Here is a 26,051-nt window from a genome sequence, read left to right on the forward strand (position 1 = left end):
TCCCTGTTCCCCCAACACCTCTCCGGCGCCCCCCCCCCCCCCCCCCCCTCCCCCCCCCCCCCCCCCCCCCCCCCCCGGACCGGGGGACGAGGGTCAGTCCTCTCTGCGGCCTCGGTTTCCCGGACGGGAGGCGACCCAGGCGCGCACGGTGTCCGCGTACCAGTACGGTTTTCCGCCCTCCACATGATCGGGTGGCGGCAGCAGGCCGTGCTTGCGGTAGGACCTCACCGTGTCCGGCTGCACCCGGATGTGCGCGGCGATGTCCTTGTACGACCAGAGCCTACGGTCCGTCATCAGTGGCACCTCCCTGCGCGTGCCGCGGCGGCGGCCTGGGAGCGGCCGTCGGGGGAGCCGGGCGTAGCGCTGGCGATCACAAAGCCTGTGCCCGCTGAACGACACGGCGTGACCGGGCGGCTGTGCCTGTCGCCCGGGTGTGACCCAAGACCCGCGTATACGCGACATGTGTGACAGGAAGAGGTCCTTTGTGACAGGAGTGACGCATTGGACCCCACGGCTGCGCCCCGGGGTGCTCGGCTACCGCGGCGTCCGACCGCGAGACGATCCCCGTCACCATCCGCTCTCCCCCTCCCCCCACGTGTATCGGGGGCCCATGGTGCAGCGCGGGACCTCACGCGGGGAGGCCCGCAGGCCTCCCGGCGGACGACGGGCCGGTGCGCGTCACGCCCCGCAGGACCGCAGGAACTCCCGCGTCCGGCGTGCGATCGGCAGCGGCTTGTCCGGCGGGCACGGGTACATGTCCTGCTCGACGATCGCGAACAGGTCGACGTCGAGCTTCTGCGCGGCGGCGAGGACGGGCTCCAGCGCCGGTACGCCGGACGGTGGTTCGCACATCACGCCGCGCGCCACGGCGGGCCCGAACGGGACCTCGTCCGCCCGGACCTCGGCCAGGACCAGCGGGTCCACCTGCTTGAGGTGCAGATAGCCGATGCGTTCGCCGTACGTCTCGATCAGCTTGACGCTGTCGCCGCCGCAGTACGCGTAGTGCCCGGTGTCCAGGCACAGGGAGACCAGCGAGGAGTCCGTCGCGTCGAGGAAGCGGGTGACGTTCTCCTCGCTGTCGATGTGCGTGTCGGCGTGCGGGTGGACGACGATCCGCAGCCCGTAGCGCTCGCGCACCTCGTGGGCGAGGCGCTCGGTCTGGGCGGCGAGATGGCGCCACTGCGTCGGGGTCAGCGTGCTGTCCTCCAGCACGGTGCCCGTCTTGTCGTCCCGCCAGAAGGAGGGGATGACGACGAGGTGCTCGGCACCCGTCGCCCGGGTGAGCGCCGCGATGTCCGAGACGTGCGCCCAGGTCGACTCCCACACCTCCGGCCCCCGGTGCAGGCCGGTGAACACCGTGCCGGCCGAGACCGTGAGCCCGCGCCGGGCGGTCTCCTCGGCGAGGACGGCCGGATCGGTCGGCAGATAGCCGTACGGGCCCAGCTCGATCCACTCGTACCCGGACGCGGAGACCTCGTCGAGGAAGCGCTGCCAGGGGACCTGCTGCGGATCGTCGGGGAACCAGACACCCCAGGAGTCGGGAGCCGAACCGATCCGGATGCGGGACAGTGAGGACGGAGGCGAGGACCGCGGCGACGGCTGAGGCGACGACGGACGTGACGGCTCGGACGGTGACTGCGGTGACAACGACGTCATGGGCGTCAGCTTCGGACCGCCCCGGAGAGGTGTCAAGGGCTGGTCCGAATGTCTGGACAAAACGTTGACAGGCTCCCCCGGGCGGGGCTAGACCTGGGGGCAGCCGAAGCGAAGGGATCTCGATGGCGTACGACCTGATCACCATGGGGCGGATCGGCGTGGACCTCTACCCGTTGCAGACGGGTGTGCCGCTGGCCCGGGTGACGTCCTTCGGGAAGTTCCTCGGCGGGTCGGCGACGAACGTCGCGGTGGCCGCGGCCCGGCTGGGCCGGCGCACGGCGGTGATCACGCGTACGGGCGACGACCCCTTCGGCGCCTATCTCCACGAGGCGCTGCGTGACTTCGGGGTCGACGACCGCTGGGTCACGCCGGTGGCCGGACTGCCGACCCCGGTCACCTTCTGCGAGGTCTTCCCGCCGGACGACTTCCCGCTCTACTTCTACCGGCAGCCCAAGGCGCCCGACCTGGAGATCGACGCGCACGAACTCGACCTCGACGCCGTGCGCGCCGCCCGCGTCTTCTGGGTGACGGGCACGGGGCTGAGCGAGGAGCCCAGCCGTACCGCCACCCTCGCCGCGCTCGCCCACCGGGACGGGGCGGGCACCACGGTCTTCGACCTCGACTGGCGCCCCATGTTCTGGAAGGACCCGGAGTCGGCGCGCCCCTTCTACGCCGAGGCCCTGCGCCACGCCACCGTCGCCGTCGGCAACGTCGACGAGGTCGAGATCGCCACCGGCGAACGCGAGCCGCACGCCGCGGCCCGCGCGCTGCTGGCGGCCGGTGTCGAGCTCGCCGTCGTGAAACAGGGCCCCAAGGGAGTCCTCGCCGTGCACCGCGACGGCGCGTCCGCCGAGGTCCCGCCGCTCCCGGTGACGGTCCTCAACGGCCTCGGCGCGGGCGACGCCTTCGGCGGCTCCCTGTGCCACGGTCTCCTCGCCGGCTGGGACCTGGAGCGCGTCATGCGCCACGCGAACGCCGCGGGAGCCATCGTCGCCTCCCGCCTGGAGTGCTCCTCGGCGATGCCGACCCCGGACGAGGTCGAGGCCGCGCTCACCGCGGGAGCGGTGCGGTGAGGGCGGGACACGTCGGCGGGGCACGGCACGAGGAGGGCGCGGGTGACGGCCGCCGCGCCGCCTCGGGAGCCCTCGGACCGGTCGACGTCTCCGAGCTCGTCCGCACCCGCACCCACCACCCCGAGGCGATCGCCGAGGCCGCCGCCCGCCGCCCCCGGCGCCCGCTGGTCGACGACAGCGGCCGTCTGATGATCATCGCCGCCGACCACCCGGCCCGCGGCGCACTGGCCGTCGGCGACCGGAAGTTCGCGATGGCGAGCCGCGCCGACCTGCTGGAGCGGCTCTGTCTCGCGCTGTCCCGGCCCGGCGTCGACGGCGTCCTCGCCACCGCCGACATCCTCGACGACCTGCTCCTGCTGGGGGCCCTCGACCACAAGGTCGTGCTCGGGTCGATGAACCGCGGCGGACTGGCGGGCGCCGCCTTCGAACTGGACGACCGCTTCACCGGCCACCGCCCGCAGGACATCGAGCGGCTCGGTTTCGACGCGGGCAAACTGCTGCTGCGCATCGACTACGACGACCCCGGCTCGCTGCGCACCCTGGAGTCCACCGCCCGGACCGTCGACGCGATGGCGGAGCGCCGGCTCCCGTTGTTCGTCGAGCCGTTCCTGTGCCGCCGCGACCCGTCGACCGGAGCGCTGCGCAACGAGCTCGGCGCCGAGGCCGTCACCAAGTCCATCGCCATCGCGAGCGGCTTGGGCGGCAGTTCGGCGTACACCTGGCTCAAGGTGCCCGTCACGGAGAACCCGGACGACATGGCCCGTGTCATGGAGACCTCCACCCTGCCCGCCGTCCTGCTCGGCGGGGACGTCGGCGAGGACCAGGAGGGCGCGTACGAGAAATGGCGTGGCGCGCTCCAACTCCCCACCGTGCAGGGGCTGGTGGTGGGCCGCTCGCTGCTCTACCCGGCGGACGGGGACGTGACCGCAGCGGTGGACACCGCCGTAGGACTTCTGTGAGGACCGGATGACGAGCAACGAGCTGTACGTCCCCAAGGGCGCCTCCGCGGGCCCGCTGTACGCCGTCGACATCGACCCGGAGCGGGCCGGCTGGAGTCACAGCAGCCTGCGCGTCGTCGAACTCGGGCCCGCCGGCACGCACACCTTCACCAGCGGCGACAGCGAGTGGATCGTGCTGCCCCTGGAGGGTGCCTGCACGGTGCGGACGGACGGCGAGGAATTCCATCTCCTGGGCAGGGAAAGCGTGTTCGGCGGAGTCAGCGACTTCGCGTACGTTCCCCGTGACGCCCGGGCCCTGATCGCCTCCGGCGCGGGAGGCCGCTTCGCCCTGGCAGGAGCGAAGTGCGAGCGCCGACTCCCCGCCCGCTACGGCCCCGCGCCGGAGGTTCCCGTGGAAGACCGCGGCAGCGGCGCCTGCGCCCGCCGGGTGCGCAACTTCGCCTCGGCCGACGCCTTCGAGTGCGACCGGCTGATCGCCGTGGAGGTCGTAACCCCCGGTGGCAACTGGTCCTCGTATCCGCCGCACAAGCACGACGAGCACCGGCCGGGCGTCGAATCGGAGCTGGAGGAGATCTACTACTTCGAGATCGACGGTCCGAACGGATTCGGCTATCAGCGCGTATTCCCCTCACGCGAGGGCGGCGCCGACGTGCTGGCCGAGGTCAGGACGGGCGACGCCGTCCTCGTCCCCGACGGCTGGCACGGCCCGTCCGTCGCGGCTCCCGGGCACACCATGTACTACCTGAACGTGATGGCGGGCCCGGGGGCGGAGCGGGAGTGGCGGATCTGCTTCCACCCCGAACACGTAGAGAGCGCGGAGGGATACCGATGACCCGTCTCACGGTCGCGCAGGCGCTGGTGCGATTCCTCGCCGTCCAGTTCACCGAACGGGACGGCGAGCGACAGCGGCTGATCGGCGCCACCTGGGGCATCTTCGGCCACGGGAACGTCGCCGGGATCGGCCAGGCGCTCGTCGAGTACGCGGACGAGATGCCGTTCCACCAGGGCCGCAACGAACAGTCCATGGTGCACGCGGCCGTGGGGTACGCGCGGCAGAGCAACCGGCTCTCCGCGCACGCCGTGACGACGTCCATCGGCCCCGGTGCCACGAACCTGGTCACCGGCGCCGCCCTCGCGACGGTCAACCACCTGCCGGTGCTGCTGCTGCCCGGCGACGTCTTCGCCGCCCGCCCCGCCGACCCGGTCCTGCAGCAGCTCGAAGTCCCGTACGCGGGAGACGTGTCGGTCAACGACTGCCTGCGCCCGGTGTCGAAGTACTTCGACCGGATCACCCGCCCCGAGGCGCTCGTCCCGGCCGCGCTGCAGGCGATGCGCGTGCTCACCGACCCCGTGGAGACCGGCGCGGTCACCCTCGCCCTGCCCCAGGACGTGCAGGCGGAGGCCTTCGACTGGCCCGAGGAGTTCTTCGCGGAGCGGGTGTGGACGGTCCGGCGCCCGGCCCCCGACTCCGGTGAGCTGGCCGCCGCCGTGACGACCGTCCGGGAGGCCAGGCGCCCGCTGATCGTCGCGGGCGGCGGGGTCCACCACAGCCGGGCCGAGGACGCGCTGGCCGAACTCGCCGCGGCCACCGGCATCCCGGTCGCCTCCACCCAGGCGGGCAAGGGTTCCCTGAGGTGGGACCACCCCCAGGACGTCGGCGGCATCGGCCACACCGGCACCGCGACCGCGGACGAGCTGGCCCGCACCGCGGACCTGGTGATCGGCATCGGCACCCGCTGGACCGACTTCACCACGGCCTCCGGCACCCTCTTCTCGGCATCGGGTGTGCGCTTCCTCAACCTGAACATCGCGCCGTACGACGGTCACAAGCTCTCGGGGCAGACGCTGATCGCGGACGCCCGCGCCGGCCTCGAAGAGCTCACGGAGGCCCTCACCCTGCACGGCCACCGCACCGAGCCCGCGTACGTCACCGAGTACACCGACGACAAGGAGCGCTGGGAGTACCGGGTCGACGCGGCCTTCGAGGCGGACGACCCCGACATCCGGCCCACCCAGCCCCAGGTGCTGGGCATACTCGACGCGCTGACGGACGAGGAGGACATCCTCGTCAACGCGGCGGGTTCGCTCCCCGGCGACCTGCACAAGTTGTGGCGGGCCCGGTCCCGTGACCAGTACCACGTGGAGTACGGCTACTCCTGCATGGGCTACGAGATCCCGGCCGCGATCGGGGTGCGGATGGCGGCGCCCGGGCGCCCGGTGTGGGCGCTGGTCGGCGACGGCACGTATCTGATGATGCCGACGGAGATCGTGACGGCGGTCCAGGAGAACGTCCCGGTGAAGGTGCTGATCCTGCAGAACCACGGGTACGCCTCCATCGGGGGACTCTCGGAGTCCGTGGGCGGTGAGCGGTTCGGCACCGCGTACCGCTACCGCTCCGGCGACGGCGGGTACACGGGGGCGCCGCTGCCCGTCGATCTCGCCGCCAACGCGGCCAGCCTCGGCATGCGCGTCCTGCGCGCGAAGACCGTCCGTGACCTGCGGACGGCGCTGGCCGAGGCGCGGGCCGCGGACACTCCCACATGTGTCTACGTGGAGACCGAAACGGCAGACACAGTGTCGGGCGCGCCTCCGGCCCAAGCCTGGTGGGATGTACCTGTGGCCGAGACCGCGACCCGCCCGTCGGCGGTCAAGGCGCGCGACGAGTACGACCGGCACGTCACCACCCGACGCCGCCATCTGTGAGGGAGTTTCTGGCATGACGAAGATCGTCAACCACTGGATCGGTGGCAAGCCCGCCGAAGGCGCGTCGGGTACGTACGGCCCGGTCACCGACCCGGCGACCGGCGCCGTCACCACCAAGGTCGCCTTCGCGACCGTCGACGAGGTCGACGCGGCGGTCGCCGCCGCCAAGGAGGCGTACGCGACCTGGGGCCAGTCCTCGCTCGCGCAGCGCACCAACATCCTGTTCCGGTTCCGGGCGCTGCTCGACGCCAACCGGGACGCGATCGCCGAGCTGATCACCGCCGAGCACGGCAAGGTCCACTCGGACGCGCTCGGCGAGGTCGCGCGCGGCCTGGAGATCGTCGACCTGGCCTGCGGCATCAACGTGCAGCTGAAGGGCGAGCTGTCCACGCAGGTCGCCAGCCGTGTCGACGTGTCCTCCATCCGGCAGCCGCTGGGCGTCGTGGCCGGCATCACGCCGTTCAACTTCCCGGCCATGGTGCCGATGTGGATGTTCCCGATGGCCATCGCCTGCGGCAACACCTTCGTGCTGAAGCCGTCCGAGAAGGACCCCTCGGCCTCGATGAAGATCGCCGAGCTGCTGGCCGAGGCCGGTCTGCCCGACGGCGTCTTCAACGTCGTGCACGGGGACAAGGTGGCCGTCGACCGGCTGCTGGAGCACCCGGACGTCGCGGCCGTCTCCTTCGTCGGCTCCACGCCCATCGCCCGCCACATCCACACCACGGCCGCCGCGAACCACAAGCGGGTACAGGCCCTCGGCGGTGCCAAGAACCACATGCTGGTCCTCCCGGACGCCGACCTGGACGCCGCCGCCGACGCCGCCGTGTCGGCCGCCTACGGTTCGGCCGGCGAGCGCTGCATGGCGATCTCGGCGGTCGTGGCCGTCGGCGCGATCGGCGACGAGCTGGTGCAGAAGATCCGGGAGCGCGCCGAGAAGATCAAGATCGGCCCCGGCAACGACCCGGCCTCCGAGATGGGCCCGCTGATCACGGCGGCGCACCGCGACAAGGTGGCGTCGTACGTCTCGGGCGCCGCGGCCCAGGGCGCCGAGGTCGTCCTGGACGGCACCGGACACACCGTCGAGGGGTTCGAGGACGGCCACTGGATCGGGCTCTCGCTGCTCGACCGCGTTCCGGTGTCCGCCGACGCCTACCGGGACGAGATCTTCGGCCCCGTCCTGTGCGTGCTGCGCGTGGACACCTACGAGGAGGGCGTCGACCTCATCAACGCCTCCCCGTTCGGCAACGGCACCGCGATCTTCACCCGGGACGGCGGCGCCGCCCGCCGCTTCCAGCTGGAGGTGGAGGCGGGCATGGTCGGCGTGAACGTGCCGATCCCGGTGCCCGTCGGCTACCACTCCTTCGGTGGCTGGAAGGACTCCCTCTTCGGGGACCACCACATCTACGGCAACGACGGCACGCACTTCTACACGCGCGGCAAGGTCGTGACCACCCGCTGGCCCGACCCGTCCGAGACGCCGGCCGGTGTCGACCTGGGGTTCCCGCGCAACCACTGAGAGTGATCGAAGCACCTCGTGGGGCCGTCCGCATTGCGGACGGCCCCATGTTTTTTTGGCGCCCGAGCTGCGGTTCCCGTTCTGAAGGGATGAAACGGGTGACGCAGGCCACTGAGGCTGTGAACCTTTGAAAGCAAGGTCACATTCGCATACGTCTTGATGATTGCCATATCCGAGCCTGGACGCCTGCGAAAGTGATGTGACCTGGGTCGCTCCGCATCTGCGGATTCCGTAGGTAAACAGCCATTGACGTGCTGGTTTTCGTCGGGGTTCGATGCTGCGGCCGGGAGCGGACGAAGAGATGAACGACGCGAGCCGCCGGAGGCGATAACGCTCCCGCCCGAAACACCTGACGCACGAGTCGATCGGAACCGCTTCATGACCGACACGCTCCGCCCTGTCGAGACCGCCGCCCTGGACGCCGCCCCCACGGCGTCCGGCAGCCCTCACAAACTCAAGCGCTCCATCGGAATCGTCGGCGGCACCCTGCTGACGCTCTCCTGCGTGACCCCGGCCTCCACGCTCTTCGTGGTCGTGCCCGACCTCTTCTCGTCCCTCGGTACGGCGACCGCCCTCACCATCGCCATCGGCTCGCTCCTCTGTATCGCCGTGGCGTTCTGCTACTCGGAGCTGGGCACCCTGATCCCCAGCGCGGGCGGCGAGTACGCCATGGTCTCGACGATGGCCGGACGCCTCGCCGGCTGGCTCGTCTTCGTGCTCTCCCTGCTGGTCGTCATGATCGTGCCGCCCGTGATCGCCATGGGCACCGCGGACTACCTCGCGCCGATCGTGCACCTCGACCCGTCCTACGCGGGCGCCGCCGTCATGCTGCTCGCCACCCTCGCCGGCCTGCTCGACCTGCGCGCCAACGCCTGGATCACCGGCGTCTTCCTGGTCCTCGAGGTGATCGCGGCGGCCGTCGTGGCGGTCCTCGGCTTCGCACACGGCGAGCGCGGTCCGGGCAGCCTGGTCTCCCTGCAGGTCGCGGACGCCGGCGGCCACACGGACACCGTCACGGCGATGCTGATCGTCTCCGGGCTCGCCATCGCCCTCTTCGTCACCCAGGGCTTCTCGACCGCGGTCTACCTCTCCGAGGAGCTGGAGAACCCGCGCCGCAACGTCGCCCGCACCGTCCTCGCCACCCTCGCCATCTCCTCGGTGATCATCCTGGTGCCGGTCGTCGCGATCACCATGGGTGCCCCGGACCTCGCGGCCCTCACCGGCGGCGACATCAGCACCATGGTCACCGCCTGGTCGAACTCCGCCGTCGGCACCTTCGTCAGCCTCTGCGTGGCCCTCGCGATCATCAACGCGGGCATCGTCATGGTCATCCAGAACTCCCGCGTCCTGTTCGCCTCCGCCCGCGACAAGGCCTGGCCCGAGCCCGTCAACCGGGGCCTGTCCCGCCTCGGCCGCTTCGGCTCCCCGTGGGTCGCCACCCTGCTCGTCGGCGTCCCCGGCGCCCTCCTGTGCTTCGTGAACCTCGACACGCTCTACGGCGTCACCGGCGTCTCCGTCACCGGCATGTACCTGCTGGTCGCGGTGGCCGCCCTGCTCGCCCGGCGCGGGGCGCACGCCCACACCTCCGCCTGGCGCATGCCGCTGTGGCCCGCCGTCCCGGTCCTGCTGATCGGCGTCCTCGCCTACATCCTCAGCCGGCAGGAGACCGGCTACCTGCTGTGGACCGGCGGCATCACCGCCGTCGCCACCCTGTACTGGGCCTTCTACCTCCGCCCGCGCCGGGACACCCGCTGGCTGGTGTCGATCCCGGAGGACGGGCAGGCGTGAGCCCGAGGGGCGTCGGCGTCTAGGCGAAGTCCCACACCACCACCGTGCACGAACCGTCGTCCTTGCCACCCGCGCTGCGGTAGGTGGCGAGGGCGACGTCGTTACCGGTGTCCACGCCGACCCACATCCCGTAGCAGCCGCGTTCACGGGCGAGCGCGGCGAGCGTCCGGGTCAGCGCCCGCCCGGCCCCGCGCCGCCGGTAGGGCTCGGCGACCGCCAGCTCGTACAGGAACATCTCGGTGCCCTTGTCGGGGTGCACCGTCTCCACGCCGCTGACGAAGCCGACGGGCTCCCCCGCTTCGTACGCCAGGAACAGGTGGTGGCCCTCGGCCTCCAGGAACCTTCGCGCCCACTCGGTGCGCACGGGACGGTCGAACAGGTACTCGGCGGCGGTCAGTTCCCCGACGGTGGCGGCGCGGCGAATCTCCATGGGGTGTTCGTACCACGGGTGCGGTACGCGGGGGCGGGACTGTACTCCCCGGGGAGGGGCAGCGCTTCCACCCGGTGGCTGCATCGGTTGTCCGCGGCGGCCCTTACGGTTGACGCATGGATCTTCGACTGCCCCGACTGCGCGGGCCCGCACTGCGGGGGCCGCGACGGTGGGCCGCTGCGGCGGCCGCCGTCGTCGTGCTCGCCGGTGCCGGCACGTGGACGGCCGCCGCCTCGGACGAGGCCCCGCCCGTGCACCGCGCCGACAGAGCCATGTCCATGGGCGACGGGGTGAAGATCAACACGTCCTACTTCACCGCCGGGCCGGGCCGCCGCCCCGCCGTGCTGCTGGCCCACGGCTTCGGCGGCAGCAAGGCCGACGTGCGGGAGCAGGCGGAGCAGCTCGCCCGCGACGGGTACGCGGTACTGACCTGGTCGGCGCGCGGCTTCGGCGGCTCCACCGGCAGGATCGGCCTGAACGACCCCAAGGGCGAGGTCGCCGACGCCTCCCGGCTCATCGACTGGCTGGCCGAGCGCCCCGAGGTCGAGCTGGACGCGAAGGGCGACCCGCGGGTGGGCCTGAGCGGCGCCTCCTACGGCGGAGCGGTCTCGCTGCTGACCGCCGGGTACGACCGGCGGGTCGACGCGATCGCCCCGGAGATCACCTACTGGAACCTGGCGGACGCCCTCTTCCCGAACGGGGTCCTCAAGAAGCTGTGGGCCGGCCTCTTCATCAACTCGGGCGGCGGCTGCGAGCGCTTCGAGGCGCAGCTGTGCGCCATGTACAACCGGGTCGCCGAGGCCGGGAAGCCGGACGCCAGGGCCCGCGCCCTGCTCGACGCCCGGTCCCCGTCCGCCGTCGGCGACCGCATCAAGGTGCCCACGCTCCTGGTGCAGGGCCAGACCGACTCGCTGTTCCCGCTCGGCCAGGCCGACGCCACGGCCCGGGCGATCCGGGCCAACGGCGCGCCGGTCGACGTCGACTGGATCTCCGGCGGCCATGACGGCGGCGACATGGAGACCGACCGGGTCCGGGCCCGCGTCGGCGCGTGGTTCGACCGCTATCTCAAGGACGACGGGACGGCCGACACCGGCCCCGCCTTCCGGGTCACCCGCACCGGCGGCGTCGACTCCACCGACGGCGCCGCGCAGTTGCGGGGCGCGAGCGCGGACACCTATCCCGGTCTGGAGGGCGGGCGGCGCGCCGTCGCGCTGAGCGGCCGCGAACAGAGCGTGCGCAATCCCGCCGGGGCCAGCCCGCCCGCCATCTCGGCCCTCCCCGGCCTCGGCGACTCCGGCGGGCTCTCCCAGCTGTCCTCCCTCGGCGTCGGGCCGGCGATCGACTTCCCGGGCCAGTTCGCCCAGTTCACCTCCGCCCCCCTCACCAGGGACCTCCAGATCACCGGATCGCCGACGGCGACCGTGCACGTGACGTCGACCTCCGACGACGCGGTCCTCTTCGGGAAGGTGTACGACGTCGGCCCGGGCGGCTCCCGGCCGGCGCTGCCCGCCCAGCTGGTGGCACCCGTCCGGGTCGAGGGCGCCAAGGCCGGCAAGGACGTCCGGCTGACCCTGCCCGCCGTCGACCACGAGATGCGCAAGGGGCACCGGCTGCGTCTGGTCCTCGCCTCGACGGACCTCGGCTACGCGTCGCCGACCACCCCCGCCACCTACCGGGTGGCGCTGAAGGGCGACCTCCAGGTCCCGACCGCGCCCGGCGTGCGGACCGCGGCCGCGCCGCTTCCCGCCTGGGTGTGGTGGCTGCCCGCGGCCGGCGCCCTGGTGGCGCTCGCCCTGCTGGTGACCGGCCGCCGCCGCACCGCCGCCGGTCCGCCCGACCCGGAGCTGGCCGAGGTGCCGCTGCAGATCACGGACCTGAGCAAGCGGTACGCGAAGTCGGCGGACCGGTACGCGGTACGGGACCTGTCCTTCCGCGTCGACAAGGGCCAGATCCTCGGCCTGCTCGGACCGAACGGCGCGGGCAAGACGACCACCCTGCGCATGCTGATGGGCCTGATCGGTCCCGACGACGGCGAGATCCGGGTCTTCGGGCACGCGATCCGCCCCGGCGCTCCCGTCCTCTCCCGGGTAGGTGCCTTCGTCGAGGGCGCCGGCTTCCTCCCGCACCTCTCGGGCCGCGAGAACCTGGAGCTGTACTGGCAGGCCACCGGACGCCCGCCCGAGGACTCCCACCTGGACGAGGCCCTGGAGATCGCCGGCCTCGGCGACGCACTGGCCCGCGCGGTGCGCACGTACTCCCAGGGCATGCGCCAGCGCCTGGCCATCGCCCAGGCCATGCTGGGCCTTCCGGACCTGCTGATCCTGGACGAGCCGACGAACGGCCTCGACCCGCCCCAGATCCGCGAGATGCGCGACGTCATGATCCGCTACGCGGCCGCCGGCCGTACCGTCATCGTCTCCAGCCATCTCCTGGCCGAGGTCGAACAGACCTGCACCCACCTGGTGGTCATGGACCGCGGCCGGCTGGTGCAGGCCGGCCCGGTGAGCGAGATCATCGGCTCCGGCGACACCCTCCTCGTCGGCACCGGCTCACCCGTGGCCGAGCCGCTCGCCGAGAAGGTCGGCGCGCTGCCCGGCGTGACCTCGGCCGTGGTCACCGACGAGGGCCTCCTGGTCCGTCTCGGCCCGCAGGGCAGCGCCGAGCGCCTGGTCGTGGAGCTCGTCCGGCTCGACGTACCGGTGCGGTCGGTCGGCCCCAACCGCCGTCTCGAAGACGCCTTCCTCACCCTGATCGGAGGCTCCGCGTGAGCACCCTCGTCGAGCGGACCGAGACGGCCGACGGCTACCGCGCGCGGCGGACCCTGCCGCTGCGGGTGGAGCTCGTGCGGCAGCTGAAGCGGCGCCGCACGCTGGTCATGGGAGCCGTGCTCGCGCTGCTGCCCTTCGTCCTCGTCGTCGCCTTCGCGATCGGCGGTGAACCGGGCGCGCGCAACGGCCGGGTGACGCTGATGGACACGGCCACCGCGTCCGGCGCGAACTTCGCCGCGGTGAACCTGTTCGTCTCCGCCGGTTTCCTGCTGGTGATCCCGGTGGCGCTGTTCTGCGGGGACACGATCGCCTCCGAGGCGAGCTGGTCCTCGCTGCGGTATCTGCTGGCGGCACCCGTCCCCAGGACCCGGCTGCTGTGGTCCAAGCTCACCGTCGCGCTCGGTCTCAGCCTGGCCGCCATGGTGCTGCTGCCGGTCGTGGCCCTGGTGGTGGGCACCGCGGCCTACGGCTGGGGCCCCCTGGAGATCCCGACGGGGGGCGAGCTGCCCACCGGCACCGCGGCCCAGCGCCTGCTCATCGCGGTGGCGTACGTCTTCGTGTCCCAACTGGTCACCGCCGGACTCGCGTTCTGGCTGTCGACCAGGACGGACGCCCCGCTCGGCGCGGTCGGCGGCGCGGTCGGACTGACGATCGTCGGCAATGTGCTCGACGCGGTGACCGCCCTCGGCGACTGGCGCCACTTCCTGCCCGCGCACTGGCAGTTCGCCTGGGCCGACGCCGTTCAGCCGAACCTGGAATGGGGCGGCATGATCCAGGGCGCGGCGGTCTCCGTGACGTACGCGCTCGTGCTGTTCGCCCTGGCCTTCCGCGGGTTCCGGCGCAAGGACATCGTGTCGTAGGTCTCGGGAGGATCACCTACCGGTCTCGGCGCCCCGCGTCGTGGCCGGTTCGCAATCCATCCGCAACGCCCCGTGGCGCACATCTCGGCCCTCTCGGACGTCACAGTCACAGACGTCGGCCAGGACAGGCCGCTCACCGAGGGGGCACGGATGGGGATGGACCATGCACGGCGACTGCGCGGAGGACTGCTGGCGCTGACGCTCGCGGGCGGGCTGCTGCTCACCGGCTGCGCCGGAGGCGACGGGCACACCTCGTCGGACGGCTCCGGAAGCTCCCGGGGAGGCGCCACCGACCGGTGGCCGGCCCCCGCACCGAGCGGGGGCGGCGCGCCGGGCGAACAGCGCGGGGAGGAGACGGGCGACGCCGACCGGGAGTTCGCCCCCTCTCCCGACCACCTCTCCACGTTCGCCCTGGACGTGGACACCGCCTCGTACGGTTATGCCCGCCGCACCCTCGCCGACGGTCGGCTGCCCGACCCGTCGACCGTCCGCCCCGAGGAGTTCGTCAACAGCTTCCGCCAGGGCTACGAACGCCCCGGCGGCAACGGCTTCTCGGTCACCGTCGACGGCGCCCGCACGGAGGCGGAGGACTGGTCGCTCGTCCGCGTCGGCCTGGCCACCCGGGCGGCGCGGGACGAGGGCGAACGCCCGCCCGCCGCCCTCACCTTCGTCGTCGACGTCTCCGGCTCCATGGCCGAACCGGGCCGGCTGGACCTGGCCCGGGACTCCCTCGGGGTGATGACGGACCGGCTGCGCGACGACGACGCGGTCGCCCTGGTCGCCTTCAGCGACGAGGCCGAGACGGTCCTGCCCATGACCCGGCTGGGCGGTCACCGCGGTCGCGTCCACGCCGCGATCCGCCGCCTGGAGCCGCAGTCCTCGACGAATCTGGGCGAGGGAGTCCGCGCCGGGTACGACACCGCCGTGCACGGTCTGCGCGAGGGCGCCACCAACCGGGTCGTCCTGCTCTCCGACGCACTCGCCAACACCGGCGACACCGACGCGGACAGCATCCTGGAGCGCATCGCGGACGCCCGCCGCGAGCACGGCATCACCCTCTTCGGCGTCGGGGTCGGCAGCGACTACGGGGACGCCCTCATGGAGCGCCTCGCCGACAAGGGCGACGGCCACACCACGTACGTCTCGAACGACGAGGAGGCCCGGACCGTCTTCTGCGAGGAACTCCCGAGGAACATCGACCTCACGGCCCGCGACGCCAAGGCACAGGTCGCCTTCGACCCCTCGACGGTCGAGTCGTTCCGGCTCATCGGCTACGACAACCGCCAGGTCGCCGACGAGGACTTCCGCGACGACCGCGTGGACGGCGGCGAGGTCGGCCCCGGCCACACCGTCACCGCCCTGTACGCCGTCCGGACCCGGCCCGGCGCCTCGGGCCACCTCGCCACCGCGAGCGTCCGCTGGCTCGACCCCCGCGACCGCACCCCGCACGAGGAGTCGGGCCGGCTGGAGGCCGCCGCTCTCGGCGACGACCTGTGGCGGGCGTCGCAGGGACTCCAGGTGTCGGCGGTGGCCGCGTATTTCGCCGACGACCTCCGCCGGGGCGACGGCCGGGGCACGCTGCCGGCCCGGCCCTCGCTCGGCGGCCTCGCCGACCGCGCCGACCGGCTCGCGACCGCCTCCGAGGACCGCGCGGTACGCCTGCTGGCCGACGCGATCCACCGGGCCGACCGGCTCCGCGCCTAGAGGGTGGCCGCCGGACCCGGTCGGTGTCCGGCCCGGACGGGCCGCAACCGGTAGGCGTACGTGTACGACCGCCCGGAGCGCAGCAGGTACTCCGCGAGCGGCGCCGCACCCCAGGAGTTGATGCCGCCGACACCCATCTGCCGGTGGTTGACCAGGAGTACGGTCTCGTCCCGCCGCTTCAGCTCGTGGGGATGCCGGGGCCCGTCGAGGTCGAAGGGGGAGTGGTGCAGGGCGCTGGTCTCCAGCAGCGGTTCGCCGTCCGCCGGGTCCGCGACGACGCCGAGGCCGTCCCCGGCACGGTCGGTCAGCGTCAGCCGGCGTACGTCCGTCATGTTGCCCGTCTGCTGGGGGCGGACGTACGGCGCCGGCTGCGCGTCGACCGTGGAGCGGTGACGGCCCACGAACGCGGCGGCCTTGCGGTCCTGGTAGTTCTCGTGCGGACCCCGGCCGAACCATTCGAGCCGCTCGAAGCCTGCCGGGACGGTCAGCAGGGCGCCCACCATCGGCAGGTCCGGCAGCCCGGCCGCGGCGTCGAGGGTGTGCCTGACCCGCACCTCGCCGTCGCCGCGCACGGTGAACACGGTGTGCCAGGCGGACGCCCCGGGCGAGGTGGGCAGCGTGCAGCCGACCTCGACGACGACCTCGCCGGACGAGGGCCGGCCGGCCTTCACCGAAGTGACCGTCCGCCGGGATCCCGCCTCCCGCCAGGTCCGCGCCGTGGTCGGGAACCTGCGGCCGATGTCGTTGTCGGTGGGCCCGCGCCAGAAGTTCGGCACGGGTCCCTCGACCAGCAGCGGCCGGCCCCGCCAGGTGTACGCGGAGAGCGTCCCGGACGCCTTCGAGAGCACCACTTCCACGTCCCGTCCGGTCACGGTGATCTCGGTGCCGGTCTCCGCCAGGGTGAGGACGCCGCGCGGGGCCGCCGCCGGCCGCGCGGGCGCGTGCCAGTCCAGCGCCAGCTGTTCCCGGGCCACCTCGTGCCCGGCGTCGGCCCAGCGCGTTCCCGCCCGCAGGACGAAGGAGAGGTCGAGGAAGTACTCGGCCCCCGGCTTCGGCTGCGTCGGCTTCCGGAACGGGATGCGGACGGTGCCCTCGGACCCAGGCGCGATCCCGGGCGCGGCGAGTGTGCCGTGCTGCACCGGGGTGCCGTCGCAGCTGACGGACCACCGCAGCTCGTACGCGTCGAGACCGCTGAACAGATGCTTGTTGCGCACCTTCACGGTCCCGGCGGACAGGTCGCCCGCCGTGATCCCCACCGGCTGGTAGCACTTCTTCGCCTCGATCAGTCCCGGGTGGACCGAACGGTCCGCCGCCACCAGCCCGTTGCAGCAGAAGTTCTTGTCGGTCGGGTGGCCCGGATGCCAGTCGCCGCCGTACGACAGGTAGGTGCGCCGGGCGTCGCCGGGCACCGGCAGCCGGATGGCCTGGTCCGCCCAGTCCCACACGAACGCGCCGTGCAGGTTCGGGTGCCGCTCGAAGACGTCCCAGTACTCCCGGAGGTTGCCGCCGCTGTTGCCCATGGAGTGCGTGTACTCGCACAGCATGAACGGCTTGGGGTTCCCCGACCTGCCGTACGCCTCCACGCCCGCCGGGCTGGTGTACATCTCGCTGTGCAGGTCGGCGACGGAGTTCATGCCCTCGTAGTGGACGGGGCGCGAGGCGTCCCTGCCGTGCACCCAGTCGGCCATGACCTGGAAGTTGGACCCCTGCCCTGCCTCGTTGCCGAGCGACCAGACGACCACGCAGGCGTGGTTCTTGTCGCGCTCCACGAGCGAGCGCAGCCGGTCCACGCAGGCGTCGGTCCACTCGGGCAGCGAGCCCGGCACGGTGTCCCGCACCCCGTGCGTCTCCAGGTTGGTCTCGTCGATCACGTACAGGCCGTACTCGTCGCACAGCTCCATCCACCGGGGGTGGTTCGGGTAGTGCGAGGTGCGGACCGCGTTGATGTTGTGCTGCTTCATCAGGCGGATGTCCTGGAGCATCCGCGCCTCGCCGACGGCCTGCCCGCGGTCGGGGTCCGTCTCGTGGCGGTTGGTGCCGCGGAACATCAGCGGTCTGCCGTTGAGCGTGAACCGTCCCGGCCCGTAACCGACTTCCCGGAAGCCCACCCGGGTGCCGTGCACGTCGACCACCCGGCCGGACGCGTCGGCGAGGGAGACGACCAGCGTGTACAGGTGCGGTGCCTCGGCCGACCACAGCGCGGGCGCCCGGACCTCCGCCCGCAGCCCGACGTCCGCGTCGCCGCCGTCGCCGAACGACACCTCCCCGTCGAGCCCCCGGACCGGCACCCGCCGCCCGCCCGCGTCGAACAGCTCCGCCGTGACCCGGTACCCGTCCGGCCGCCCGCCGCTCCGGTCGCGGACGGCGACCTCGACCGTGAGGACGGCGTCCCGGTACGCCGGGTCCAGCGCCGTCCGCACGAACAGGTCCTGCACGTGCACCGGCGGGATCGAGTACAGGTACACGTCCCGGAAGATCCCGGACAGGTCGATCATGTCCTGGTCCTCCAGCCAGCTGCCGTCGGACCAGCGGTAGACCTCGACGGCCAGCGTGTTGCGGCCCGGCCGCAGATGACGCGTGATGTCGAACTCGGCGGGGGTGTAGCTGTCCTCGCTGTAGCCCACGCGCTCGCCGTTGACCCACACGAAGAACGCCGACTTCACGCCCTGGAAGGAGATCAGCGTGCGCCGCCCGGACCAGTCCCCGGGCACGGTGAACGTACGGCGGTAGGAGCCGACCGGGTTGAAGTCGTGCGGCACCTGCGGCGGTGCGGGGGTCTCGTAGCCGACCCACGGGTATCTGACGTTGAGGTAGATCGGCTCCGGATACCCCTCGATCTCCCAGTTCGACGGGACGGGGATGCGGTCCCAGCCCCCGTCGTCGAAGCCGGGCGCCTCGAAGCCGACGGGCCGCCGGTCGGGGTTCCTCGACCAGCGGAAGCGCCAAGTGCCGTTCAGCGAACGGTGGTACGGCGACTCGGTGAACCTCCCGCGCAGCGCGTCACCGGCGTTCGCGTACGGCACGAGACGGGCACGCGCCGCCTCGCGGCCGATCTGGAAGACGCCCGGTCTCGCGTCCCACTCCGCCCCGGTCGCGGAGGCCGCGAACGCCTGCTTCTGCGCGATGAGGGCGTTCCAGCCCACGAGGGCGCCGCCCGCGAACAGCACGGTGCGGCGGCTCGGGCGGTCGGTGGTCGGTCGGTCTGCACTCACGCTGCGGCTCCGCCCTAGGACAACAGGAACCGCCAGCCTCGGACCCAATCGACCGCCGGACAAGCATCCCGGGGCCGCACAACTCCCATTGGCGCAAAGGGGGTGAGCCCATCGGAGGGGCGGACGCCGGCCGGCCCCGCACCGGCGACGGCCCGTGCGCAACCCATTGAATTTCTGTTACGCATGAGTAAGTTGACTCTGGAGTAAGAAGACGTCGAGCACTCCGCACTTCGCACCCGCACCTCCGCACGAGCAGCGACCGGGAGCCACCATGGGCGTACGCAAGGACTTGAAGAGGGCGAAACGGCGCACCGATCTCGGGGGCCGCAGCAGGATCGAGCTGGTCCGGGACGCGACCGGCACGGTCCGCGAGGCGCGCGCCGCCCTCCTGGCACCGGCGGCCGTCACCGGCAGCACCGCCGACCTGCCGTACACCAACGCCGCCGAGGCACCCGACGCCGTGGTGCTCCGCCGCAAGGAGGGCGGAACCTGGCATCCGGTCACCGCGGCGGCCTTCGCCCGCGAAGTCACCCGCACCGCGAAGGGGTTGATCGCGGCGGGACTCGAACCGGGCGGCCGGGTCGCGGTGATGTCCCGCACCCGCTACGAGTGGACCGTGCTGGACTTCGCCGTCTGGGCGGCCGGCGGCCAGAGCGTCCCCGTCTACGCGACCTCGTCCCCGGAGCAGATCGACTGGATCGTACGGGACTCGGGCGCCCGCTTCGTCGTCACCGAGACCGCCGAGAACGCGCGGGCCGTGGCCGCCGCCACCGCCGGGCACCCGGCACCGCCGCGCGTGTGGCGGCTCGACGCGGACGCCCTCACCGAACTCGCCGCGGCGGGCCGGGGCGTCCCCGACGAAGAGGTCACCAAGCGCCGTGCCGCCCTCACCCCCGGCACCGTCGCCACCCTCTGCTACACCTCAGGCACCACCGGACGGCCCAAGGGCTGCGTCCTCACGCACGCCAACCTGCACGCGGAGGCCGCGAACACGGTCGAGCTGCTGCATCCCCTCTTCAAGGAGGTCACCGGACAGGCCGCCTCGACGCTGCTCTTCCTGCCCCTCGCCCACATCCTGGGCCGCTCCCTGCAGATCGCCTGCCTGATGGCCCGCATCGAGCTCGGCCACTGCCCCAGCATCAAGCCCGACGAACTCCGGCCCGCCCTGAGGGAGTTCCGGCCCACCTTCCTCGTCGGCGTGCCCTACCTCTTCGAGAAGATCCACGACACCGCCCGCGCGACCGCCGAGAAGATCGGCCGCGGCGCCTCCTTCGACCGGGCCGACCGCATCGCGGTCCGCTTCGGCGAGGCCCACCTGAACGCCTTCCTCGGCCGCGGCAGCGGGCCGGGCCCCGGCCTCCGGGCCGCGTGGGCCCTGTACGACCTGCTGGTGTACCGCCGGGTGCGCAAGGAGCTCGGCGGCCGGCTGCGCTACGCCATCAGCGGCGGCTCCCCCCTCGACCGCAACCTGAACCTCTTCTTCTACGCCGCGGGAATCGTCGTCTACGAGGGCTACGGCCTCACCGAGACGACCGCCGCGGCGACCATCGTCCCGCCGCTGGACCCCCGCCCCGGCACGGTCGGCCTCCCGGTCCCCGGCACCGCCGTCCGTATCGCCGACGACGGCGAGGTCCTCATCCAGGGGGGAGTCGTCTTCGGCGGCTACTGGAACAACCCGGCCGCCACCGAGGACGTCCTGGACGACGGCTGGTTCGCCACCGGCGACCTCGGCGCCCTGGACGAGGACGGCTACCTCGCCATCACCGGCCGCAAGAAGGACATCCTCGTCACCTCCGGCGGCAAGAACGTCTCCCCGGCCGTCCTGGAGGACCGCCTGCGCAGCCGCCCGCCCGTCGGCCAGTGCCTCGTCGTCGGCGACAACCGCCCGTACGTCGCCGCCCTGATCACCCTGGACGAGGAATCCCTCGCCCACTGGCTCGCCGTCCGGCACCTGCCCGCCGACACCCCGCTGTCCGGCCTGGTCGCCGACCCCCGGTTGCGCGCCGACGTCCAGAAGGCCGTGGACCACGCCAACGAGGCCGTGTCCCGGGCCGAGTCCATCCGCGCCTTCCGCCTGGTGGCAGGCGAGTTCACGGAGGAGAACGGCCTGCTGACCCCGTCCCTGAAGGTCCGGCGCCACGCGGCGGTGGCGGCGTACGCCGACGAGATCGAGGCGCTGTACCGGCAGGAGCGCCGACACGACGAAAGGGGCGGGGCCACCGAGTGATCGGTGGCCCCGCCCTTCGCACTCCCGCGGGTGTCAGTCCTCGCCGTTGGCGGAAAGGATCGACACGTCCTCCAGCAGGTGCGCCAGCGCCCCGTCGCGCTTGGTCTGCGTGGAGTTCTCCGTGCACTGCTGGTTCAGGTCGTCCGAGAGGATCGGGACGTCCTGGATCGGGATGAGGTTGACGACCGGAACGTTGATGTCGTTCAGGCCGATGCAGGGCTTGTTGAAGGAGCCCTGGATGAGCGCCATCTGCGGGCTCATGTTGCCGTACGTGGCCGAGTTGCCGAAGCTCTGCATCGCCGCGTTGCCGTTCGCGATGGCCGGCCCGTTGTCGTCGCCGATCGCCATGGCCGCCGGAGCCGCGGCAGCGGAGGCACCCACGACGGAGGCGGCGATCGCCGCAGCGGCAATAACCTTCTTGATCACTGGCCAGTCCCTTCTGAAGAAACCCCGTCCACCGGAGCGCCATGACCAACTCCGTTTGGCAAGGATGGTTTCTCCCGTTCACCCACCCGGCGGATACCCGGCGATGACCTCCGCCCCGCGGAAACCCTTGATTTCAGGTCACTGTCGCGAACTCGTGGCGGCCAACCGGGTGAACCCCCGCAACTAATCCTCAACGGCCGGGTTGATGAGGCAGTACGACAGTGCGTCGCTACGAAGGAAAGGAACACGAAGTGCTCAAGAAGGCTATGGTCGCCGCGGCGGCCGCCGCTTCTGTGATCGGTATGACGGTGGCGGCTGCTCCCCAGGCCCTTGCCATCGGTGACGACGCCGGACCGTCTGTTGCCAACGGCAACGGCGCGACGTCGGCTTTCGGCAACTCGGCGACCAAGGGTGACATGAGCCCGCAGCTGTCGCTGGTCGAGGGCACGCTGAACAAGCCGTGTGTCGGCCTGGAGGACATCAACGTCGCGGTCATCAACCTCGTCCCGATCCAGGACGTCCCGATCCTCTCGGACGATCTGGCTCAGCAGTGCGACGACAACTCGACGCAGGCCAAGCGGGACGGCGCCCTGTCGCACGTCCTCGAGGACCTCTCCGTCCTGTCCGCCAACGGCGAAGGCTGAGACGCTCCCGGTGCAGCCCGGGTTGCCCGCGGATTTCCGTGCGGGCCGCCCGGGCTTTTGCCCACGTGTATTCCACCGGCCCAGCCGGTTTTCGTGCGGGGCGTTCGAGTGAATTATCAAGCGGCTTTCGTTCCGTAGTTTCTTCGGACCTCCGCCCCTCGTTTACCGCATGCAGGTCGTGCTGCGAGCCGTACCGAATGTGCTCGCTCGGTTTCGGCCGTCACAGGGGCATGACCGCAGAGAAGGGAAAGCACGTGAACTACAAGAAGAGTGCCGCCGTCCTCGCTGGTGCCCTCATGGCTCTGGGCATGGGTGCCCCGGCCTTCGCCGACTCCGGTGCCCAGGGCGCCGCTGTGGGTTCCCCGGGTGTCCTCTCGGGCAACGTGGTCCAGGTTCCCGTTCACGTTCCGGTCAACGTGTGCGGCAACACGGTCAACGTGATCGGCCTGCTGAACCCCGCGTTCGGCAACGCCTGCGTCAACGACTGACGTCGAAGCGCACTAGCCGCTCGGCACGGTCACGCCGGCCTTGGACGACCTACACGGTTCCAAGGCCGGCTTTCCCACTTTCTACCAGCAGAAGGACAACGAGTATGCGACAGACCCTGAGCAGGGGAATGGTCGTGGCCGCGGCTGCGACGGGCATCCTGTCCATGTACGGCAACCCCGCGTTCGCCGACTCCCAGGCGGGCGGGGCCGCGGCCGGCTCGCCCGGTGTGGGGTCGGGCAACAACGTGGCGGTACCGGTGGACGTGCCGGTCAACGCCTGCGGCAACTCCGTCGACGTGGTGGGCGCGCTGAACCCGTCCTTCGGCAACTCCTGTGCCGCTGGCTCCGCTTCGCACGAGTCGCACGAGTCGCGCGGATCGCACGGAACCCGCGGACCGCACGGGGTGCCCCACCAGTCCTCCCACCACGGCGGGCAGAGCGCGCACCACGGCTCCGGCCACCACGGCGGCGGACACGGGTACGGCGACGAGACCGGCTCGCACGGTCCTTCGGGCGGCCACGGTCACTCCGGATCCTCGGCGCACGGCGGCACCCAGGGCTCGCCCGGCGTCGGCAGCGGCAACCACGCCGAGGCACCGGTGGACGTGCCCGTGAACGTGTGCGGCAACACGGCCGACGTGATCGGTCTGCTGAACCCGGTGTTCGGAAACTCCTGCGGTGAGACCCCGCACGGCCACGGCACCCCGCCGCACCAGCAGCCGCCCACCGTGCGCACGCCCCCCGGTGTGCGGCCGGACACACCGTCCCGGATCCCGCCGATCACCTCGCCCGTGGAGACCAGGGCACTGCCGCCGGCCGGACCGGTCGACTCGACCACCGGGGCGTCGTCCATGCTGGCCCGCACCGGCGGCGAGGACGTGCGCTCCGCGGCGGCCGCCAGTGCCGCGCTGCTGATCGCCGGGGCCGTGCTGTACCGCCGCAGCCGGGCCGCGTCCCGTCGGTAGCGTTCCCGGGTGCCGGACGACGCCCGCCCGGCACCCGAGTCCCGCTCAGTGCCCCGCCGCGTCCAACGCCCCGTCCGGGGACGAGGCCGAGGACGCGGACCGGAGCGCGGGCGCCGGGACCCGCCCCTCCGGCAGTCCCGTGTGCAGCCGCCGCCGCACCCCGCGCACCAGCGTGTCCGCCGTGAACGTGGCGCCGTGCACGAAGCGCATCGCCGGGCCGAAGCCGGCCGCCGTCACCAGGCCGGCCATGAAGAGGCCGGGGACGGAGGACTCGAAGTCCCGCCCCAGGTGAGGGGAGCCGTCCGCCACCGTCCGCAGCCCCGCGCGGACGTCGTCCGCCAGCAGCCCGAGCCGCTCGCTGCTCGCCCGGAAGCCGGTCGCCGCGATGACGTGCTCGGTGTCCAGGAAGGTCAGCTCACCCGCCCGGTTCACCGTCTCCAGACGGACGCCGTCCCGGATGCCGTGAGCCGCGGCCACCTCGTGTCCCAGCAGCACCTCCACGACCGGCTCCACCCGGTCGCGCACCCACCAGGCGCCCGCCGGGCCGAGGGCCGTCGCCGCGACGCGGGCCCGGGCGGCCGCCGGGAGGCGGCGGAAGAGCCCCGGGCGTTCGGCGTAGAACCAGTTGCGCCAGCCGCAGCCGAGACCGCTGTGCGGTGCCCGCAGCGACTGCCGCCACGGGCGGTCCCAGGGCGGCGGCACGTCGTTCCAGCGCAGCCGGCCCGCGCGGGCCAGCACCCGTACCCGGGTCCCCTGTTCCGCGAGGAGCGCCGCCGTCTCCAGGGCCGCCTGGCCGCCGCCGACCACCGTGACGTCGCCGTCGCGGAAGCGGGCGAGGTCGCCGTGGTGGCTGCTGTGCGAGACGTGCGCCGGGTCCAGCCCGCGCAGCGCCGCGGGAATCTCCACGAACGGCAGGACGCCCACCGCGAGGGCCACCGTCCGCGCCCGCAGCACCTCGCCGTCCTCGGTGACCGCCTCGAAGCCCCCGGGGACAACGGCGATCCGGGTGACCGTGCGCTCGTCGACGTCGGGCACGGCACGGCGGGCGAACCACAGACCGTACGAGGCGAACATCTCGACCGGGATCGGCTCCCCGTGCCGGGCGCCGACCCCTCGCCCGGCGCAGTACGCGTCGAGGCGCAGCCTGCCCCCGGGATCGGACAGGTTCGACGCCCAGGGCTCCGACTTGAGGAACATGCCGCGGGGCATGTGGTCCCGCCAGGACGCCATGGGCCTGCCGAGGACGCGCAGGCTCAGCCCGGCGGCCGCGGCGTGGGAGGCGATGGACAGGCCGTAGGGACCGGCCCCCACCACCAGCAGGTCGTACATCAGCGACTGCCCGCCCTCTCGTCGTCGGCCGGTCCGTGCGCGCCGTCGTGCACCGGCCGCACGGCATCGGTCGGCCGGTCCCGCTGCCGGCCGACCCGCGGGACCGGCGGAACGGGAGCCGGGGGCCGGGCGCGGTCCAGCAGGCGCGCCGACACATGGCGGCCCCACAGGGCCCACAGCGCGAAGCCGGGGGCGAGGTCGTCGCGCGCGTGCCAGGCCAGCTCCCGTCCGGTGGACGGCGCACCCAGAGCGGTCAGCGGGGCGTAGTTCTCCGCCACGAACGTCCTCCCCGGCCGCGGTGCCCTGTCCGGCAGTTCACGGTGTGTCAGGTCCAGGTGCAGGGCGCGTACGACATCGAGGCCCGAGGCGTCCGTGAAGAGGCGGAACTGGGCGCCGGGCCGGGGATTGAAGTCGAGCAGGTGGCAGCGCCCGGTCGCCCCGTCCCGGCGGAAGTCGAGGTCGAAGATGCCCCGGTAGCCCAGCTCCCCGGCGACGCGTTCGGCGAGCGCCTGCACCTGCGGGTTCGGCGTCCACCGTCCGACCGCGGTCAGGCCGGCGCCCCGCGGCTGGGCGCGCAGCTTGCGGCCGGTACCCCCGGCCCGCACCGTGCCGGACCGGTCGGCGTATCCATGGAAGAACCAGTCGCGGTCGGGACCGGGTGGCAGATACGCCTGGAGCAGCAGCGGACTGCCCGCCTCCGCCGACCGCAGATACAGGGTCTGCGCCTGCTGGGCCGAGTGCACCACCACCGTGCTGCGCAGCCCCGTCCCGGCGGGCACCAGCCAGGGCCTGCTCCACTTCGCCACGACCGGCATCCCCAGCCGCCAGGCCGCGGCGGCCGCCTGCGCCGGACTGTCCGGGACCAGCGTCCGCGGATGCGCGATGCCCATGCCGGCGCAGACGGCGGCCAGTTCCGCCTTGTCGGCGACGCGCTCGGCGAGCGAGGCGGACTGCCGCGGCAGCAGATAGTCCGGGGTCAGCTCCTCGCGCAGACGGCCCACCGCGACGGCGCTCGCGTCGTCCATGGGAATCAGGACGGCGGGGCGCGCGATCCGGCCGGCCGCCCGGTGCAGTGCGGCGGCGATGTCGGCCAGGGACGCGCCGGGCGGTGGCGGCGGGTGCAGCCGGCTCACAAATCGCGATCTGCGTACGGGACTTCCGGTGGCATCGGCGACCAGATGCACATCCACGCCCGCCCGGCCGAGAGAGCGCACGGCCCCCAGTGTGCCGTGGTGAAAGGGATTCCTGTCGATCCGCAGAAGTACGGCGGGGACGCGGCTGTCGAGAAGGGACACGGACATTT

General features: G+C 72.5%; 20 protein-coding genes. 13 read left to right on the forward strand and 7 right to left on the reverse strand.

Translation table 11 applies throughout. The features are described from left to right. Positions 1 to 93 precede the first annotated feature (93 nt). Together ACZ4NT_RS00155 and ACZ4NT_RS00160 are read right to left on the reverse strand one after the other, a co-directional pair. Positions 94 to 294 (reverse strand): MerR family transcriptional regulator, encoded by a 201-nt coding sequence (locus ACZ4NT_RS00155; protein ID WP_121402966.1) that lies wholly within the window; start codon positions 292 to 294, stop codon positions 94 to 96. A 384-nt stretch (positions 295 to 678) separates the two neighbouring features. Continuing rightward, positions 679 to 1,656, reverse strand: a complete 978-nt coding sequence (locus ACZ4NT_RS00160) for a sugar phosphate isomerase/epimerase family protein (RefSeq protein WP_467722389.1) — start codon at positions 1,654 to 1,656, stop codon at positions 679 to 681. Positions 1,657 to 1,778: 122 nt separating this feature from the next. Between ACZ4NT_RS00160 and iolC the strand changes: the two genes are divergently transcribed. The 6 genes from iolC (at position 1,779) to ACZ4NT_RS00190 (ending at position 9,695) form a co-directional block, all read left to right on the forward strand. After that, positions 1,779 to 2,729 carry a 5-dehydro-2-deoxygluconokinase gene (iolC, locus tag ACZ4NT_RS00165; protein ID WP_121402967.1) on the forward strand — a complete coding sequence of 317 codons (951 nt, stop codon included), beginning with the start codon at positions 1,779 to 1,781 and terminating at the stop codon, positions 2,727 to 2,729. Between the two features lie 128 nt (positions 2,730 to 2,857). Beyond that, the gene (locus ACZ4NT_RS00170; RefSeq protein WP_467722862.1) at positions 2,858 to 3,688 is read left to right on the forward strand and encodes a Cgl0159 family (beta/alpha)8-fold protein; all 831 of its coding nucleotides are present in this window, start codon (positions 2,858 to 2,860) and stop codon (positions 3,686 to 3,688) included. 7 nt (positions 3,689 to 3,695) lie between these two features. Then, positions 3,696 to 4,520 (forward strand): 5-deoxy-glucuronate isomerase, encoded by an 825-nt coding sequence (gene iolB / locus ACZ4NT_RS00175; RefSeq protein ID WP_467722391.1) that lies wholly within the window; start codon positions 3,696 to 3,698, stop codon positions 4,518 to 4,520. Then, entirely contained in the window at positions 4,517 to 6,391 is a 1,875-nt protein-coding gene (gene iolD / locus ACZ4NT_RS00180; RefSeq protein ID WP_467722393.1) for a 3D-(3,5/4)-trihydroxycyclohexane-1,2-dione acylhydrolase (decyclizing), read from the forward strand. Before iolB ends, iolD begins: the two co-directional genes overlap by 4 nt. Positions 6,392 to 6,404: 13 nt before the next feature. After that, positions 6,405 to 7,907 (forward strand): CoA-acylating methylmalonate-semialdehyde dehydrogenase, encoded by a 1,503-nt coding sequence (gene mmsA / locus ACZ4NT_RS00185; RefSeq protein ID WP_121402970.1) that lies wholly within the window; start codon positions 6,405 to 6,407, stop codon positions 7,905 to 7,907. Between the two features lie 378 nt (positions 7,908 to 8,285). Next, on the forward strand, positions 8,286 to 9,695 hold the full coding sequence (locus tag ACZ4NT_RS00190) for an APC family permease (protein ID WP_467722395.1): 1,410 nt from the start codon (positions 8,286 to 8,288) through the stop codon (positions 9,693 to 9,695). Between the two features lie 19 nt (positions 9,696 to 9,714). Here ACZ4NT_RS00190 and ACZ4NT_RS00195 read toward each other — a convergent pair whose 3' ends face one another. Further along, positions 9,715 to 10,125 (reverse strand): GNAT family N-acetyltransferase, encoded by a 411-nt coding sequence (locus ACZ4NT_RS00195; RefSeq protein WP_121402972.1) that lies wholly within the window; start codon positions 10,123 to 10,125, stop codon positions 9,715 to 9,717. 116 nt (positions 10,126 to 10,241) lie between these two features. On the opposite strand from ACZ4NT_RS00195, the gene ACZ4NT_RS00200 reads away from it, so the two are divergent. The 3 genes from ACZ4NT_RS00200 to ACZ4NT_RS00210 all read left to right on the forward strand — a co-directional run bounded on the left by ACZ4NT_RS00200 (position 10,242) and on the right by ACZ4NT_RS00210 (position 15,457). After that, a complete protein-coding gene (locus ACZ4NT_RS00200; protein ID WP_467722398.1) occupies positions 10,242 to 12,893 on the forward strand; it encodes an alpha/beta fold hydrolase in 2,652 nt (883 codons plus the stop codon). Beyond that, positions 12,890 to 13,753: an ABC transporter permease gene (locus ACZ4NT_RS00205; protein ID WP_121402974.1), complete on the forward strand. Its 864-nt coding sequence runs from the start codon at positions 12,890 to 12,892 to the stop codon at positions 13,751 to 13,753. Before ACZ4NT_RS00200 ends, ACZ4NT_RS00205 begins: the two co-directional genes overlap by 4 nt. Positions 13,754 to 13,903: 150 nt before the next feature. After that, positions 13,904 to 15,457, forward strand: coding sequence for a VWA domain-containing protein (locus ACZ4NT_RS00210; protein ID WP_121402975.1), 1,554 nt, complete (start codon positions 13,904 to 13,906; stop codon positions 15,455 to 15,457). Here ACZ4NT_RS00210 and lacZ read toward each other — a convergent pair. Next, positions 15,454 to 18,669: a beta-galactosidase, LacZ type gene (lacZ, locus tag ACZ4NT_RS00215; RefSeq protein ID WP_121402976.1), complete on the reverse strand. Its 3,216-nt coding sequence runs from the start codon at positions 18,667 to 18,669 to the stop codon at positions 15,454 to 15,456. The genes ACZ4NT_RS00210 and lacZ overlap by 4 nt on opposite strands. Before the next feature lie 271 nt (positions 18,670 to 18,940). On the opposite strand from lacZ, the gene ACZ4NT_RS00220 reads away from it, so the two are divergent. Next, positions 18,941 to 20,896, forward strand: coding sequence for an AMP-dependent synthetase/ligase (locus ACZ4NT_RS00220; RefSeq protein WP_121402977.1), 1,956 nt, complete (start codon positions 18,941 to 18,943; stop codon positions 20,894 to 20,896). Between the two features lie 33 nt (positions 20,897 to 20,929). Here ACZ4NT_RS00220 and ACZ4NT_RS00225 read toward each other — a convergent pair whose 3' ends face one another. Continuing rightward, positions 20,930 to 21,322, reverse strand: a complete 393-nt coding sequence (locus tag ACZ4NT_RS00225; protein WP_183116841.1) for a rodlin — start codon at positions 21,320 to 21,322, stop codon at positions 20,930 to 20,932. Positions 21,323 to 21,573: 251 nt separating this feature from the next. On the opposite strand from ACZ4NT_RS00225, the gene rdlA reads away from it, so the two are divergent. The 3 genes from rdlA to ACZ4NT_RS00240 all read left to right on the forward strand — a co-directional run bounded on the left by rdlA (position 21,574) and on the right by ACZ4NT_RS00240 (position 23,419). Further along, positions 21,574 to 21,966: a rodlin RdlA gene (gene rdlA, locus ACZ4NT_RS00230; protein WP_121402979.1), complete on the forward strand. Its 393-nt coding sequence runs from the start codon at positions 21,574 to 21,576 to the stop codon at positions 21,964 to 21,966. A gap of 296 nt (positions 21,967 to 22,262) precedes the next feature. Beyond that, on the forward strand, positions 22,263 to 22,454 hold the full coding sequence (locus ACZ4NT_RS00235; RefSeq protein ID WP_467722864.1) for a chaplin: 192 nt from the start codon (positions 22,263 to 22,265) through the stop codon (positions 22,452 to 22,454). A 104-nt stretch (positions 22,455 to 22,558) separates the two neighbouring features. Beyond that, positions 22,559 to 23,419 (forward strand): chaplin, encoded by an 861-nt coding sequence (locus tag ACZ4NT_RS00240; RefSeq protein ID WP_121402981.1) that lies wholly within the window; start codon positions 22,559 to 22,561, stop codon positions 23,417 to 23,419. Between the two features lie 45 nt (positions 23,420 to 23,464). On the opposite strand, the gene ACZ4NT_RS00245 is transcribed toward ACZ4NT_RS00240, so the two are convergent. Both ACZ4NT_RS00245 and ACZ4NT_RS00250 read right to left on the reverse strand, forming a co-directional pair. Then, positions 23,465 to 24,748, reverse strand: coding sequence for an NAD(P)-binding domain-containing protein (locus ACZ4NT_RS00245; protein ID WP_467722402.1), 1,284 nt, complete (start codon positions 24,746 to 24,748; stop codon positions 23,465 to 23,467). Further along, a complete protein-coding gene (locus ACZ4NT_RS00250; protein WP_467722404.1) occupies positions 24,748 to 26,043 on the reverse strand; it encodes a carboxylate--amine ligase in 1,296 nt (431 codons plus the stop codon). The genes ACZ4NT_RS00245 and ACZ4NT_RS00250 overlap by 1 nt, the downstream gene beginning before the upstream one ends. Positions 26,044 to 26,051 lie beyond the last annotated feature (8 nt).

This window comes from Streptomyces sp. NPDC026417 (assembly GCF_055567695.1).